This is a genomic window from Pseudomonas sp. DR208 (genome assembly GCF_019823005.1).
In the GTDB taxonomy this organism is placed as follows: Bacteria; Pseudomonadota; Gammaproteobacteria; order Pseudomonadales; family Pseudomonadaceae; genus Aquipseudomonas; species Aquipseudomonas extremorientalis.
Genome location: NZ_CP081944.1, coordinates 594,043 through 610,628, shown reverse-complemented (window position 1 = coordinate 610,628; position 16,586 = coordinate 594,043). Strand labels below are relative to the sequence as shown.

The 16,586-nt window shown below is 60.8% G+C and carries 10 protein-coding genes; 5 read left to right on the top strand and 5 right to left on the bottom strand.

The genetic code is table 11. The annotated features are described in order from the left end of the window. Position 1: 1 nt before the first annotated feature. The 3 genes from K5K89_RS02675 to K5K89_RS02665 form a co-directional block, all read right to left on the bottom strand. Positions 2-1,357 (bottom strand): DUF3999 domain-containing protein, encoded by a 1,356-nt coding sequence (locus K5K89_RS02675; protein WP_222541674.1) that lies wholly within the window; start codon positions 1,355-1,357, stop codon positions 2-4. Beyond that, complete coding sequence (locus tag K5K89_RS02670) at positions 1,357-4,416, bottom strand: DUF2339 domain-containing protein (protein ID WP_222540811.1); 3,060 nt, start codon at positions 4,414-4,416, stop codon at positions 1,357-1,359. The genes K5K89_RS02675 and K5K89_RS02670 overlap by 1 nt, the downstream gene beginning before the upstream one ends. A 159-nt stretch (positions 4,417-4,575) precedes the next feature. Further along, positions 4,576-7,026 carry a glycogen/starch/alpha-glucan phosphorylase gene (locus K5K89_RS02665; protein WP_071492413.1) on the bottom strand — a complete coding sequence of 817 codons (2,451 nt, stop codon included), beginning with the start codon at positions 7,024-7,026 and terminating at the stop codon, positions 4,576-4,578. A 228-nt stretch (positions 7,027-7,254) separates the two neighbouring features. On the opposite strand from K5K89_RS02665, the gene K5K89_RS02660 reads away from it, so the two are divergent. After that, entirely contained in the window at positions 7,255-7,689 is a 435-nt protein-coding gene (locus tag K5K89_RS02660; RefSeq protein ID WP_012721764.1) for a YkgJ family cysteine cluster protein, read from the top strand. A gap of 193 nt (positions 7,690-7,882) precedes the next feature. On the opposite strand, the gene typA is transcribed toward K5K89_RS02660, so the two are convergent. Together typA and thiI are read right to left on the bottom strand one after the other, a co-directional pair. After that, positions 7,883-9,703: a translational GTPase TypA gene (gene typA, locus K5K89_RS02655; RefSeq protein ID WP_058423717.1), complete on the bottom strand. Its 1,821-nt coding sequence runs from the start codon at positions 9,701-9,703 to the stop codon at positions 7,883-7,885. A gap of 139 nt (positions 9,704-9,842) precedes the next feature. Further along, positions 9,843-11,297, bottom strand: coding sequence for a tRNA uracil 4-sulfurtransferase ThiI (gene thiI, locus K5K89_RS02650; RefSeq protein WP_071492415.1), 1,455 nt, complete (start codon positions 11,295-11,297; stop codon positions 9,843-9,845). A 334-nt stretch (positions 11,298-11,631) separates the two neighbouring features. On the opposite strand from thiI, the gene glnA reads away from it, so the two are divergent. The 4 genes from glnA to ntrC all read left to right on the top strand — a co-directional run bounded on the left by glnA (position 11,632) and on the right by ntrC (position 16,534). Continuing rightward, positions 11,632-13,038 (top strand): glutamate--ammonia ligase, encoded by a 1,407-nt coding sequence (glnA, locus tag K5K89_RS02645; protein WP_017529544.1) that lies wholly within the window; start codon positions 11,632-11,634, stop codon positions 13,036-13,038. A gap of 190 nt (positions 13,039-13,228) precedes the next feature. After that, on the top strand, positions 13,229-13,768 hold the full coding sequence (locus K5K89_RS02640; protein ID WP_222540810.1) for a chorismate mutase: 540 nt from the start codon (positions 13,229-13,231) through the stop codon (positions 13,766-13,768). Between the two features lie 247 nt (positions 13,769-14,015). After that, a complete protein-coding gene (gene glnL, locus K5K89_RS02635; RefSeq protein ID WP_056860661.1) occupies positions 14,016-15,101 on the top strand; it encodes a nitrogen regulation protein NR(II) in 1,086 nt (361 codons plus the stop codon). Further along, positions 15,098-16,534, top strand: a complete 1,437-nt coding sequence (ntrC, locus tag K5K89_RS02630) for a nitrogen regulation protein NR(I) (RefSeq protein ID WP_025859464.1) — start codon at positions 15,098-15,100, stop codon at positions 16,532-16,534. Before glnL ends, ntrC begins: the two co-directional genes overlap by 4 nt. Positions 16,535-16,586 lie beyond the last annotated feature (52 nt).

The window sequence follows — 16,586 nt, the reverse complement described above, 5'->3', positions numbered from 1 at the left end:
TTTAACGTGCCGCCGGCGGCTTGCGCAGCAAACTGTAGGCCATGGCGCCCAGTGCCGCCACGCCGAGCAGCAGTACGGCCCAGAGCCCGAGCTTTTTCCAGTTCGTCCCGGGATCGGCAGCGGCTACCATCGCTACCGGTGTGACCGCGACTTCCCCTGCGACCTTGGCCTGCCCCAGCGTCTTGAAGCGCTCGGGTTTGTAGTCCGGGATCAAGGTCGACAGCGGCAAGCTCGCGGCCTTGGCGGACGCATTGCCCAGCGCCAGCGTAAACGGTGGCTCCCCCCGCGCCAGGAACACCAACTGCGTGGCACGCACTGCAAAGCGCAGCGCCGGCGCCTCGACGCCCAGGCCACCACCGCGCTCATCTACCTGCAATTTGAGCTCGGCCACCGTTTGCCCCGGCAATTGCAGTTCATCCTGCACCACGTCCTGGCCATTCTGGGTCAGGCGATACAACAGACCATTGCTCAACGGCTGCCAGGCCTGCTTGCTGTCCCTTCGACCGGATAACGTCACGGGCGCCAGCGTGTTGGGTTGCTTCAACGCGACGCGCAAGCGTTCGATGCTCACCCCCGCCGGCAACTGCCAACTGTATTCCCCGGGGCCAAGCCGCGTACCCGAGAGCGGCTGCGACCATACCAACGGCAGCGGCACGCTGCTGCGGGTAGCGCTCACCAGTTTGGCCGAGGTCAGCAGCGGCGCCGCCTGGCCCTGCCAGACCAGACGCAGGTAGCGCGCCGATTGCCCGGGCAAGTTCACGTCATGTTGCTCGACCCGTTCGTCGGCAAACGACAAGCGCGCCACCTGCCCATCGCCCCAGGCGTCCCAGTGCTGCAAGTCATCACTGGCCTCGATGCTGAAACGCTGGAAGCCCTCCTGTTCGCGGCTCCAGTCCAGGGTCAATTGCTGCAAGGGCGCCTTGATCGCGCTGGCGTCCAACACCCAGCCGCGCAGTACTTGCTTGCCGGGTTTGGGTGCAGTGGATGGGGTGATTTCCACCAAGGTGCCTGTGGTAGAGGCCTTCATCACCACGTCGGGCAACGCTGTTTGAGTGTCGGCGGCGTACAGCGGGAACCACTTCACGTCAGTGACGTTGCGACTCTCGGAGCGTTGCGCGGACTGGCGAGACAGCGCATAGGCCTGGGGTTCACCGGCGGCGTTAAACACTCGCACATCGCTGAGATCGGCCTGGCGTGCATTCAGTTGAACCGCCAACGGCAGGTCCAGGCGATACCAGGGGCCAGTGCCGCTCACGGCGAGCGGCACCTGGGTGGCGAAATCAGCCGGCCGCTCTTGAGCAAACGCCACCGAGCACAGCATCCATATCGTTAACCCACTCAGACTCAGCTTGCCTATCAAGAAGACGCTCCCTCAGTTTCAATACGTTTGGGCGGCAGCGGTGCAAAATAGCCCACCACCAGCAACAACCCGCCCACGCCGATAAACGACACGATCCGCGCCAGGCCGCCACGGTTACTCAATTCGACGAAGAACAGCTTGGCCACCACCACCGCAATCAGCGCCGCGCCGATCAGCCACACTTCACGACGATGGCGCAGGTGGCCGCCGATCATCAGGCCGAGGGCGATCAGGGTCCAGACAATCGACAGGCCGGCCTGTACCAGCATCGACTCCAGCAACGCATACCATTGAAACGGCACGTCGCCCCAATGGTGGGCCGTGCGCATCACCAGCGCGGTAAAGAAGGCGAACAGCGAAAGCCCCGCGACACCTTGGGCGATCGACTCGACACGCGGCCCCCGCTGCGGCGCGGCGCTGCGCGACCACAGGTAAATGCCCAGCAACGCGAACAGCAGGCCCAGGTCCAGCGGATTGAGCATGGGCAGATAGGGCAGCGGCTTGGCAGTGCCGTCACTGAAGATGTTCGCCAGCCAGAACCAACCGAGCATCAGCACCGCCAGCGGCAATGCGGCGAGCACGCGGTATTCCCTTGGGTACGCGGAAACAGGCCACGGCCAGCTGCGCGGCGCGGCGGCCAGCACCAGGTACAGGCTTGGCAGGATCGCCCAGCCCAGCCAGCGCCAGGCGTTGTATTCGCTCGAGAGCATCAGCAAGCCGTAGCGCAGTTCCAGCGCCAGTACGCCGATCAGCATCCAGCAGCCCAGTACATGAGCCGCACTTAAGACCTTTCCAGGCACCAGTGCCGCCAAACGTCGCAGCGAGATGAAATGCACCCCGAACACCGCCAGCCAGGCCAGCCAGCCGAACTGCGCGGCTGGGTGGTAATACTCGGTCCATGCGTCCCACAACACCAGGCCCGCCGCAGGCATCAGCAACGTGCTGGCGAGACCCAACGCCACCCAGCGCAAACGCAGCGCCAGTAACGTCCAGATCAGCCCGCTCAGCGCAGCCGCCAGCAGCAACAGTGCAGCGTGCAAAGGTGCAGGCGCCAAGCGCCACACTTCAATGATCACCGCCAGCGCCCACCACGCCACACCCCAGGCCAGCAGAGCTGAGGACAAACGGCCACGGGGCAAGCGCCAGGCGCCGGGCATTGCCGCCAAGGCAATGATCATCGGCGTCCAGGCATTGCTCACGGGGTCGAGGGCAAACAGCGCGCCCGAAAGGACTTGCACAGCAATGCCACAGCGCACTACCACCGGCGAGCCGATACGCTGGCCCACCCATAGGGTCGCAAGGCCCGCAACTGCCCAACTGACGATGCTGCCTTGGGTTGAAAACAACAGCGGCGCCAGCAGGTAGGCGCAACCCAGGCCGAGTATGGCGAGCCCTGGAGCGCCGAGACGCTCCCAACGCCGGCTCTCCTCCGGCGCGGCTTTGTGTAGTTGGTAAAAACTGAACAACAGTGCGGCGCCCAGCAACAACGCCCCTAATGGAGGGCCCAGCAGCAAGGTGTCCTGGCCATCGCGCAGTTCGCTGAGGAAGGCGAGCAACGAACCCAGTTGCAACAGCAAGGCGAACGCCCGCGCCACGGGGCGATGCTGGCGTAGGCCGAGCCAGAAGATCCCGGCGCCTTCGACAGCCCACGCCGCAGCGGTCCAGCGTGCATCGAGGCCCAAGGGAATGGCCAGGCTGGCGAAGATCACCCCCAGGGCCAGACAGGTTTCCGTCAGGAGCCCGGCGCGCCCACCACTGAATACACGGGCCAAGACCATGTAAATAATGCCCAGGCCCAGCGCACTGAACGCAGCGGCGAACTCAAGGTGTTGCACCAGCGCGAACTGCAAGCCAAAGCCCACCAGCGGCGGGCCGAACAACAAGGTGCCGTCGACATAGTCGCCCTTGCGCAATTGCGTACCCAGGCTGTCGCCCTCGCCCATCTCCAGCAACTTGCGCCAGGCATACAACAGGCCGATTGCCAGGTACATCGCGAAAAACAGGAGCAGGAACGGCTCGGTGCTCCACAACAGCTCCGGCGTGTAGGAACGCATACCCCAGGCGAAACCGATCCCGAAGGTGCCCACAAAGCCGATCACATTCAGCAGGCGCCAGGCCTTGAACCAGGCAATCGCGAGAATGCCGGCATTGAGCAACGCAAAGTAACTGAACAACGCCACATGGCTTCCGGCGCCGGTCGATACCAGGATCGGTGCCGCAAAACCGCCCAAAGCCGCCGCACAGGCGAGGCCGAGGGCATCCTGGGTGATCGCCAGGATCGCTGAAAATACCGTGACGGCGACCAGCAACCCCATTGCCGCGCCGGGATCGATCAGCAGATGCACACGCATCGCCGCAAACACCGTGAGGTACAACACCGCAATGCCCGCGCCCTGCAGCATCAACCCGTAGTTGCTGTTGCGCAGCCGCAGCCACCAGCCCAGGCCCAGCAGGCCCACCGCAGCCGCAGCCACACCGGCATAACGCAGCTCGATCGGCACCACCATGCCTTCGGTGGCGTAGCGCAGCAGGAACGCCAGGCCGAGAAAGAGCAGCACCACCCCGACGCGCAGCACCGTGTTGCCGCCAAACAGCCAATTGCGTGCACCGTTGAGGGCACGCTCGATAAGGTTGGGGCCACGCGGGATGGCAGGTTCTTTAGGGGACGACGACGCAGCCGGTGCCCACACATCATCCGGCAGCGGCTGGCTCGCTTCGGCGACCATGGTCACAGGTGTCAGCTCGGCAGGCAGCTCCCAGACCAGCTCAGGCGTTTGGGCGACGGGGGTGGGTTCTGCAACGGCGGGCTCGACAAACACGCTGCTGGTTGCAGGCGCAGGCACTTCCAGTTGCCGCAGGCGCTCACCCAGCGCTATCAGCGACTTCTGCGTGGTTTCCAACTGACGCGCCTGTTGGTCCACCTGGGAGGACAGCTTCGCCAGGCGGATCGCCTGGCCAATGCCCAGCCCCAACAGCGCACCGATGCCCGCATCGCTGAACGACTCATCGAGCGTCCAGCCGAGCACCAGGCCAATCAGCATGAAAATCCATTGCATGGTCGATATTCCCTAGGCAAACCGGCGCCCAGTATATCGATGCAGAACCAATGTGGGAGGGAGCTTGCGCCCGATAGCGGTGCACCAGTCGACATATCTGCAAACTGACAGGCTGCTATCGGGGGCAAGCCCCCTCCCACATTTTTGGATCAGCGATGTTTAGTCGAGGGCTTTCCAGATCTCGGTCGCGTACTCCCTGATCGTCCGGTCCGAGCTGAACCAGCCCATGCGCGCCGTATTCAGCACCGCCGAACGCCACCACGCCTTGGAATCATGCCAATGCGCCTCGACCCGCGCCTGGGCGTCCCAGTACGAATCGAAGTCGGCGCACACCAGGAATCGATCGTAGTCGATCAACCCATCGATCAACCCCACGTAGCGGCCCGGATCATCCGGCGAGAACACCCCGCCGCGGATCGCTTGCAGCACATCGTTCAACCGATGGGAGGCGGCGATGTCCGGCCCGGCGTTGAACTCCCCGGCGTGTTTGCGGGCTTCCACTTGCTGCGCGCTGAGGCCAAAGATAAACATGTGCTCGGCCCCCACGCGCTCATGCATTTCAACGTTGGCGCCGTCCATGGTGCCGATGGTCAGCGCACCATTGAGGCCGAACTTCATGTTGCTGGTGCCCGAGGCTTCGAAGCCGGCGGTAGAGATCTGCTCCGACAAGTCCGCCGCCGGAATGATGCTTTCCGCCAGGCTGACGTTGTAGTTAGGCAGGAACACCACCTTGAGCAGGCCGCGCACGGTCGGGTCGTTGTTGACGGTGCGCGCGATGTCGTTGGTCAGCTTGATGATTAACTTGGCCTGGTGGTAACTGGCCGCCGCCTTGCCCGCGAAGATCTTCACGCGCGGCACCCAGTCGGTGCCCGGTTCGGCACGGATCGCCTGATACAGCGCCACGGTGTGCAGCAGGTTGAGCAGTTGGCGCTTGTACTCGTGGATACGCTTGACCTGCACGTCGAACATCGCCGCCGGGTTCACTGCAATGCCCAGGCGCTCGTGGATGATGTCGGCCAGTGCACGCTTACTGTGTAAACGTTGCTCGGCAAACGTCTTGCGGAATGTCTGTTTCTCGGCAAAGGGTTCAAGCTCCAGCAGTCGCTCTTCGGGCTTGTCGAGAATGTCCGGACCGAGCGCCTCCACCAGCATGGACGTGAGCTTGGGGTTGGCCTGGTACAACCAGCGACGGAAGGTAATGCCGTTGGTCTTGTTGTTGATGCGCTCCGGGTACAGCTTGTGCAGTTCGGAGAACACGGTGCTGCGCATCAGTTGTGTGTGCAGGCCGGACACGCCGTTGACGCTGTGGGAACCGAGGAATGCCAGGTTGCCCATGCGCACACGGCGGCCGTTGTCTTCTTCGATCAGTGAGACGGCGCGCAGCACATCGAAATCGTGGATACCTTTGGCGCGCAGCGAATCGATGTGCTGGGCGTTGATCAGGTAGATGATCTGCATGTGCCGGGGCAGCATGCGTTCCATCAGGCCCACAGGCCAGGTTTCCAAGGCTTCGGGCAACAGCGTGTGGTTGGTGTAGGAAAGGGTTTCAACGGTGACGTCCCAAGCTGCTTCCCACGGAATATCGTGCAAATCCACCAACTGCCGCATCAACTCGGCCACGGCAATGGACGGGTGCGTGTCGTTGAGCTGGATCGCCGCGTGTTCGCCCAGGCTCAGCACCGAGCCGTGCATGTTCTTGTGACGGCGCAGCAGGTCCTGCAATGAAGCGGAGACAAAGAAGTATTCCTGACGCAGGCGCAGTTCCTGCCCCGCTTCGGTGCTGTCGGCTGGGTAAAGTACGCGGGAGATGCTTTCAGCCCGGGCCACTTCGGCAACAGCGCCCAAGTGGTCACCGGCGTTGAAGCGCTCCAGGTGCAAGTCTTCCACCGCACGGGCACGCCACAGGCGCAGGGTGTTGACGCTGGCGCCACGCCAGCCGACCACCGGAGTGTCGTAGGCCACGGCCCGGACGGTTTCGTTGGGCGACCACACCTGAATCATCTTGCCGGAGGCATCCGCCAGGGTTTCGACGCTGCCGCCAAAGCCGATCGGGTAAATCACTTCGGCCCGCTCGAACTCCCACGGGTTGCCGAAATCCAGCCAACGCTCGGTCTGCTCCTGCTGCCAGCCATCGACAATCGCCTGGCGGAATAAGCCGTGCTCATAACGAATGCCATAACCATGGCCGGCAATGCCCAGGGTCGACATGCTTTCCATGAAGCACGCCGCCAGGCGGCCCAAGCCACCGTTGCCGAGCGCCGCGTCAGGCTCCAGCAGGCGAATGCGCTCCAGGTCGACGCCCAGCTCGGACAACGCTTCGCGCGCAATCTCCAGCACGCCAAGGTTGCTCAGGCTGTCGTAGAGCAGGCGGCCGATGAGGAATTCCAGGGAAAGGTAATAAACGCGTTTCTGGCCTTTGCGGTAGATACGCCGCGTATGGTCCATCCAGTGGTCGACCATCTGGTCGCGGGCGGCCAGGGCAATGGCTTCGAACCAGTCGTGGTCGAAGGCGTGATCCGGGTCCTTGCCCACCGCGTAGGTGAGTTTGGTCAAGACGGCATCGCGGAATGCGGCTACCTCTGCTTCTCGTGCAAGTGGTTCCTGAGACATCAATTGCGACCTCGGGCGAGATAGAAGGAGTTGCTAGAGCCTAGACGGTCTGACAGGCGGTAGACGCGCTGGTTCGGCAGTTTTTTAACGCATTCACCGTTGTGTGAATTAGATGCAGGGGTCGTGCCCGATCTGCCTTTGAGCTGAAACCCAGAAAATATTGTTCAAAAAATCACCAATCCCGGTATGATCGCGCGCCCGGATACAGCCCCACCTTTTGGAACCCTGATGAAGCCTCAATTGATCGCCGCCGCGGAACTCGACCGTCTTGAAACGTGGCAGAAATATTCCGCGCATATGTGCGGTGGTTGCGTGTCCAGCTGCTGCACGCTGCCGGTCGAAGTGAAGATCAAGGACCTGATCCGCATTGGCATCGTCGATGAATTCGAGCGTGGCGACCCGCCGAAGAACATCGCCAAGCGCTTGCAGAAGGAAGGCATCGTCGAGCGCTTCAATTCCAAATCCGAGATTTTTACCCTGCAGCGCATGAGCAACAACGATTGCCTGTACCTGGATCGTAAGACGCGCTTCTGCACTATTTATGACAAGCGCCCGGATACCTGCCGCAACCACCCGAAGATCGGGCCGCGTCCGGGATATTGCGCGTACAAGCCGAAGGAAGTGGTGCGCGAGACCACGTTCAAGACCCTCGACAAGTTCTGATCAGGGTTTTGCGGGGCTTTCAAGGGCCCTATCGGGGGCAAGCCCCCTCCCACACTTGAAAGTGTTCACAGTTCAAAATGTGGGAGGGGGCTTGCCCCCGATAGGGTCGGCACAGTCACCACAAAACCTGCAGGCATAAAAAAACGCCCCCGGCCTTTCGACCGGGGGCGTTTTTCATTCAGCCTGAGTTAACTCAGTTCTTGGCTTTCTTGGCAGCGCGGGTACGCTCGCCTTCGTCCAGGATCTTCTTACGCAGGCGGATCGACTTAGGCGTGACTTCACACAGCTCGTCGTCCTGGATGAATTCCAGGGCCTGTTCCAGGGTGAAGCGAACAGGTGGAACCAGGGCGATGGTTTCGTCTTTACCCGAAGCACGCATGTTGTCGAGCTTCTTGCCTTTGGTTGGGTTGACGCCCATGTCGTTGTCACGGCTGTTCAGACCGACGATCTGACCGTTGTAGATCTCTTGACCGTGTTCAACGAACAGCTTGCCACGCGCCTGGAGGGTTTCCAGGGAGTAGGTCAGTGCCTTGCCGGTTTCTACCGAGACCAGAACACCGTTCTGACGGCCGGACATGTCGCCGGACTTCATGGTGTCGTAGCGATCGAAGATCGAGGTCAGGATGCCAGCACCGTTGGTCAGGGTCAGGAACTGGTTACGGAAACCGATCAGACCGCGAGCAGGGATGTTGTATTCCAGACGCACACGGCCTTTGCCATCCGGCACCATGTTGGTCAGGTCGCCTTTACGCAGGCCCATCTCTTCCATGACCTTGCCCTGGGATTCTTCAGGGGTGTCGATGGTGACGTTTTCGAACGGTTCCTGCTTCACGCCGTCAACTTGACGGATGATCACTTCAGGACGACCAACGCCCATTTCGAAGCCTTCGCGACGCATGGTTTCGATCAGTACCGAGAGGTGCAGCTCACCACGGCCGGAAACCTTGAACTTGTCAGCCGAGTCGCCTTCTTCAACGCGCAGGGCAACGTTGTACAGCAGCTCTTTGTCCAGACGCTCCTTGATGTTACGGGAGGTCACGAACTTGCCTTCTTTACCGCAGAAAGGCGAGTCGTTTACCTGGAAGGTCATGGAAACGGTTGGCTCGTCAACGGTCAGAGGCTTCATCGCTTCTACCGCGTCCGGGTGGCACAGGGTATCGGAGATGAACAGCGAGTCCATACCGCTGATGCACACGATGTCGCCAGCTGCAGCTTCTTCAACGTCGATGCGGTGCAGGCCGTGGTGGCCCATCAGCTTCAGGATACGACCGTTGCGCTTCTTGCCGTCGGCGCCGATAGCGACAACCGGGGTGTTCGGCTTGACGCGACCACGGGCGATACGGCCAACGCCGATAACACCCAGGAAGCTGTTGTAGTCCAGTGCCGAGATCTGCATCTGGAACGGACCGTCACGGTCAACAGCCGGCGCAGGTACGTTGTCGACGATCGACTGGTACAGCGGGGTCATGTCTTCAGCCATGTCGGTGTGGTCCAGACCGGCAATACCGTTCAGGGCCGAGGCGTAGACGACTTTGAAGTCCAGCTGTTCTTCGGTGGCACCCAGGTTGTCGAACAGGTCGAAGATCTGGTCCAGAACCCAGTCCGGACGCGCGCCTGGACGGTCAACCTTGTTGATGCACACGATCGGACGCAGGCCGGCTTCGAAGGCCTTCTTGGTCACGAAACGGGTTTGCGGCATAGGGCCGTCTTGAGCGTCAACCAGCAGCAGAACGGAGTCCACCATCGACATTACGCGTTCTACTTCGCCGCCGAAGTCGGCGTGGCCCGGGGTGTCCACGATGTTGATGTGGTAGCCGTTCCAGTTGATGGCGGTGTTTTTCGCCAGGATGGTAATACCGCGCTCTTTTTCCTGGTCGTTGGAGTCCATCACGCGCTCGTCGTTGAGCTCGTTGCGCTCCAGGGTGCCGGACTGACGCAGGAGTTTGTCTACCAGGGTGGTTTTACCATGGTCAACGTGAGCAATGATGGCGATGTTACGTAGATTTTCGATCACTTGTGTATCTCGATCAGAGGATTCGGTGTGCTGACAGGTCGTGGCAGCGATTAACAGTAGAGTCAGGCCTTGCCGTTACAGCTTGACGGCAGAGTCGGGGGGCCGGTGACGCAGGCCACAGGCAAACAGCCCCGGGCTCTTAGCTCGGTCGATAAACGCGCACATTGGCATGCCCCTCACTGAGCAAATGGTGGGCATGCAGGCGACTCATCACGCCTTTGTCGCAATACAGCAGGTACTGACGGCTGTTATCCAGTTCCTTGAAACGCGCGTTCAATGCATAGAACGGCAGCGTTTGTACGTCGATGCCGGCGATTTCCAGCGGCTCATCCTCAGCGGCATCCGGGTGACGGATGTCGATGACGATCTGGCCGGCCAGGGCTTCGCTGACTTCTTCGATCTTGATGTCCTGGCCCAGCTCGTCGATGACGCGATCGATCGGGACCAGTTTGGCGTTCTCGAGCGCACGCTCCAGAATCGCCATGTCGAATTCTTTCTCTTCATGTTCCACGCGGTGACGCTTGGCGTGGGTCTTGGGGTTCACCGAGATGACCCCGCAGTACTCGGGCATGTGCTTGGCAAAATCGGCGGTGCCGATCTGCTCTGCCAGGTCGATGATGTCCTGCTTGTGGCTGGCGATCAGTGGGCGCAGTACCAGCTTCTCGGTAACACAATCGATGATCGACAGGTTCGGCAGCGTCTGGCTCGATACCTGGGAGATCGCTTCACCGGTGACCAACGCGTCGATTTGCAACTGGTCGGCGATCCGCGAGGCCGCGCGCAACATCATACGCTTCAATACCACGCCCATATGACTGTTATCGACTTTGCCGAGAATTTCGCCCAGCACTTCCTCGAACGGTACGCTCACAAATAGCACGCGTTGGGAGCTGCCGTACTTCTTCCAGATAAAGTGCGCAACTTCCATCACGCCCAATTCGTGTGCACGCCCGCCCAGATTAAAGAAGCAGAAATGGCTCATCAGGCCGCGACGCATGATCTGGTAGGCCGCCACCGTGGAATCGAAACCGCCGGACATCAGTACCAGGGTCTGTTCCAGAGCGCCCAGCGGGTAGCCGCCGATGCTGTTGTGCTGGCTGTGGATCACAAACAACCGTTGGTCGCGAATTTCCATGCGCACTTCAATTTGCGGTGCTTTCAGGGAAATTCCGGCAGCGCCGCACTCGCGACGCAGCTTGCTGCCGACATATTTCTCGACGTCCATGGAGCTGAAGCTGTGCTTGCCGGCACGCTTGCAGCGCACCGAAAAGATCTTGCCGGTAAGCGAGTCGCCGTAGTGCTGTTTGCACTTCTCGGTGATGTCGTCGAAGTCGCCCAGCGGGTACTCATCCACCTGCAGGAAGTGCGCGATGCCCGGCATGCAGCTCAGGCGCTCGGTCATGTCCTTCAAGGCTTTGGGCTCGGTGACACGGGTTTCCAGCTCGAGATTGTCCCACACGCCGTTCACCACCACAGCCGGGTCCAGATCGCGGAGCACGGCACGGATGTTCTTGGCCAACTGACGGATGAAACGCGTCCGTACCGGTCGGCTTTTGATGGTGATCTCGGGGAAGACTTTAACGATTAATTTCATGGAAACAGCGCGCGCCGGGCCTGCTGAAAAAGGGGGGCGCGGATTATAGCGGAAATCGCTCAAGGTTTAACCAGTTAATATGCACAGCAGGCGCAACGCACTAAATAGGTGCGCTTGCGCGCCTTTGCGCTACATTGAGGTGCGCTATTTTCGGGCTTTTGTCGTAATGCACCGTTATAGGGGCGTTTTTGGAACAGAAAACCCATGTTGGCGCACTGGCATGCAATTTGCTCTCTTGTGAGGCAGGTTGCCATGGCGGAGTATCCGCGCCGGCATCACCCACATTCTAAGGGCTAACTCCACTACCCCAGCCCGAAGCCACCCGGAGGACACTATGTCGAAGTCGGTTCAACTCATCAAAGATCATGACGTTAAATGGATTGATCTGCGCTTCACGGACACCAAAGGCACTCAGCACCACGTGACCATGCCGGCTCGCGACGCGCTGGATGATGCTTTCTTCGAAGAAGGCAAAATGTTCGACGGTTCCTCCATCGCTGGCTGGAAAGGCATCGAAGCTTCCGACATGATCCTGATGCCGGACGACAGCACTGCCGTTCTCGACCCGTTCACCGAAGACCCAACCCTGATCATCGTCTGTGACGTGATCGAGCCTTCGACCATGCAAGGCTACGACCGCGACCCACGTGCGATCGCCAAGCGTGCCGAGGAATACCTGAAGTCCACCGGTATCGGCGACACCGTATTCGTAGGCCCGGAGCCAGAATTCTTCATCTTTGATTCGGTCAAGTTCAAGTCCGACATTTCCGGCTCCATGTTCAAGATCTTCTCCGAACAAGGCTCCTGGATGTCCGACCAGGATGTAGAAGGCGGCAACAAAGGCCACCGTCCAGGCGTCAAGGGAGGCTACTTCCCGGTTCCGCCATTCGACCACGACCACGAAATCCGTACCTCCATGTGCAACGCCATGGAAGAAATGGGCCTGGTCATCGAAGTGCACCACCACGAAGTGGCCACTGCCGGCCAGAACGAAATCGGTGTGAAGTTCAACACCCTGGTCGCCAAGGCTGACGAAGTACAGACCCTGAAGTACTGCGTACACAACGTGGCTGATGCCTACGGCCGTACCGCGACCTTCATGCCTAAGCCACTGTACGGCGATAACGGTTCGGGTATGCACGTTCACCTGTCCATCGCCAAAGAAGGCAAGAACACCTTCGCTGGCGAAGGTTACGCCGGCCTGTCCGACACTGCCCTGTACTTCATCGGCGGTATCATCAAGCACGGTAAGGCCCTGAACGGCTTCACCAACCCGTCGACCAACTCCTACAAGCGTCTGGTCCCAGGTTTCGAAGCTCCGGTAATGCTGGCCTACTCCGCTCGCAACCGTTCCGCCTCGATCCGTATTCCTTACGTGTCCAGCCCACGTGCTCGCCGTATCGAAGCGCGCTTCCCGGATCCGGCAGCCAACCCATACCTGGCCTTCGCGGCGCTGGTCATGGCCGGTCTGGACGGTATCCAGAACAAGATCCACCCTGGCGACGCCGCCGACAAAAACTTGTACGACCTGCCGCCTGAAGAGGCCAAAGAGATCCCACAAGTGTGCGGCAGCCTGAAAGAAGCCCTGGAAGAGCTGGACAAGGGCCGTGCGTTCCTGACCAAAGGTGGCGTATTCAGCGACGACTTCATCGATGCCTACATCGAGCTGAAAAGCGAAGAAGAAATCAAGGTTCGCACCTTCGTACACCCACTGGAATACGAGCTGTACTACAGCTGCTGATCCGGTAGCGCTGCTTAACGTGGCGTGACGAAAAAGACCTCCTTCGGGAGGTCTTTTTTTTGCCTGGGGTTTAGCTGGCCGGCGGATTCTCGCGTAACTATAAGGTAGCCTCTGACTGACGCTGCTGTAGACCTGCAAACCCAATCAAAAAGGTGGGAAGGGGCTTGCCCCTCCCACAAGGAGATCTTCATTGAAACATAGACTTGTGTTCGCCCTGTTGTTCGCAAGTGCCAGTGCCAGTGCCGCGCCGCCCTCCCTGGAGCCGCTGCTCAACAGCATCGCCGAACGCCTGGAGATCGCCGACCAGGTCGCCCTGAGCAAATGGGACAGCAAAAAGCCGGTAGAAGATAAAAAGCGCGAACAAGAGGTGATCGCCAGCGTCGTCGCCCAGGCGCCAAGCTACAAGCTGGCCCCGGCCGCCGCCGAACAGTTCTTTTCGGCGCAGATCGAGGCGAACAAGCTGGTGCAGTACACCCACCTCTCCGACTGGCAGTTCCAGGGCAAGGCGCCCGACGACCCGCGTCCGGACCTGGTGAAGCAAATCCGCCCGCAGCTGGACGAGTTGCAAAAGCGTCTGTTGCAGCAACTTTCCGACTTCACCCCGCAGCGCACTGACCCGCAGTGTCCGCAGTGGTTGGCCGAGGCCGTGCATGAGCCGCTGAACGATCCGTTGCGTCAACTGGCAATGATCCGCGCCACCGCCGAGTTGTGTATCACCCCCGCCTCTTGATTTTTGCCTTTCTGAACACACCCCAGCAAATCGCACTATATTGGTGCGATAGGCTGCACCCTTCCCACTTGCCCAGCCCATTTTGGTTCGAAACTTCCCGTGCAAGCTGGCAGAACGCCACAGTTTCGCGCCTGAAACACCCATTTCAGGGCTTTCACGCTTCTTTTCGGAGCCTTGGTTTGGTTTTTGCATTTTCCATGTATCAGCGTGTGCCTCAAGCCCGCGCCTTGCTCCAAAAGAGGTCCTGATGACCATCAGCGATGCACTGCACCGTTTGCTACTCGACAACCTGACCACCGCGACCATCCTGCTCAATGACGACTTGCGTCTTGAGTACATGAATCCGGCGGCGGAGATGCTCCTGGCCATCAGCGGCCAGCGCAGCCATGGGCAGTTCATCAGCGAATTGTTCACCGAGTCGGCCGAAGCCCTGAGTTCGTTGCGCCAGGCGGTGGAGCAGGCACACCCGTTCACCAAACGTGAAGCGATGCTCACCGCCCTCACCGGCCAGACGCTGACCGTCGACTATGCCGTGACCCCCATCCTGAGCAACGGCGCGACGTTGCTGCTGCTGGAAGTACACCCGCGCGATCGCCTGCTGCGCATCACCAAGGAGGAAGCGCAGCTGTCCAAGCAGGAAACCAGCAAGATGCTGGTGCGCGGCCTGGCCCATGAGATCAAGAACCCACTGGGCGGCATTCGCGGTGCGGCGCAGTTGCTGGCCCGTGAGCTGCCGGAGGAACACCTCAAGGACTACACCAACGTCATCATCGAGGAGGCCGATCGCCTGCGTAACCTGGTGGACCGCATGCTCGGCTCCAACAAGTTGCCGTCACTGGCGATGACCAATGTGCACGAAGTGCTCGAGCGCGTCTGCCAGTTGGTGGAAGCCGAAAGCCAGGGCTGCATCACCTTGGTGCGTGACTACGATCCGAGCATTCCTGACGTTCTGATCGACCGCGAACAGATGATCCAGGCAGTGCTCAACATCGTGCGCAATGCCATGCAGGCCATCAGCAGTCAGAATGAGCTGCGCCTGGGTCGCATCAGCCTGCGCACCCGCGCCCTGCGCCAGTTCACCATCGGCCACGTGCGCCATCGCCTGGTGACCAAGGTCGAAATCATCGACAACGGCCCGGGCATTCCTGCGGAACTCCAGGAAACCATTTTCTTTCCCATGGTCAGCGGCCGCCCGGACGGTACCGGGCTGGGCCTGGCCATCACCCAGAACATCATCAGCCAGCACCAGGGTCTGATCGAATGTGAAAGCCATCCCGGCCACACCACGTTCTCGATCTTTCTGCCTCTGGAACAAGGAGCCCCATCGACATGAGCCGTAGTGAAACTGTCTGGATCGTCGATGACGACCGTTCTATCCGCTGGGTCCTCGAGAAAGCCTTGCAACAGGAAGGCATGACCACCCAGAGCTTCGACAGCGCCGACGGGGTGATGAGCCGCCTGGCGCGCCAGCAGCCCGATGTGATCATCTCCGACATCCGCATGCCCGGCGCCAGTGGCCTGGACTTGCTGGCGCGGATTCGCGAGCAGCACCCGCGCCTGCCAGTGATCATCATGACCGCGCACTCAGACCTGGACAGCGCTGTCGCGTCCTACCAGGGCGGTGCCTTTGAGTACCTGCCCAAGCCGTTCGACGTGGACGAGGCGGTGGCACTGGTCAAGCGCGCCAATCAGCACGCCCAGGAACAGCAGAACCAGGAAGCCCCACCGGCCCTGACCCGCACCCCGGAAATCATCGGCGAAGCGCCGGCGATGCAGGAAGTGTTTCGCGCCATCGGGCGCTTGAGCCACTCCAACATCACCGTGCTGATCAACGGCGAATCCGGCACCGGTAAAGAGCTTGTCGCTCATGCACTGCACCGCCACAGCCCACGGGCCGCCTCGCCGTTCATCGCGCTGAACATGGCGGCGATTCCCAAGGACTTGATGGAATCCGAGCTGTTCGGCCATGAAAAAGGCGCGTTCACCGGCGCGGCCAACCTGCGGCGCGGGCGTTTTGAACAGGCTGACGGCGGTACCTTGTTCCTCGATGAAATCGGCGACATGCCGGCCGATACCCAGACCCGCCTGCTGCGGGTACTGGCTGACGGTGAGTTCTATCGCGTTGGTGGGCACACGCCGGTCAAGGTCGACGTACGCATCATTGCGGCAACCCACCAGAACCTGGAAACCCTGGTACACGCCGGCAAATTCCGTGAGGACTTGTTCCATCGCCTCAACGTGATCCGTATCCACATTCCACGCATGTCGGACCGTCGCGAAGACATCCCGACCCTCGCCCGTCACTTCCTCAGCCGCGCCGCCCAGGAACTGGCCGTCGAGCCGAAGCTGCTGAAAAGCGAGACCGAGGAGTACCTGAAGAACCTGCCGTGGCCGGGCAACGTGCGCCAGCTGGAGAACACCTGCCGCTGGATCACCGTGATGGCGTCCGGGCGCGAAGTGCATATCAGCGACCTGCCACCGGAGCTGCTGAGCCTGCCGCAAGACTCTGCGCCAGTAACCAACTGGGAACAGGCGCTGCGCCAGTGGGCCGACCAGGCCCTGGCACGCGGCCAGTCGAGCCTGCTGGACAGCGCCGTGCCGGCGTTTGAGCGGATCATGATCGAGACCGCCTTGAAACACACCGCCGGTCGCCGTCGCGATGCCGCCGTGTTGCTGGGCTGGGGCCGCAATACCCTGACGCGCAAGATCAAGGAACTGGGGATGAAGGTCGACGGGGGGGATGATGACGAGGGGGATGAAGCCTGAATCTCGGATCCACTCAAGACCCAATGTGGGAGAGGGCTTGCCCCCTCCCACA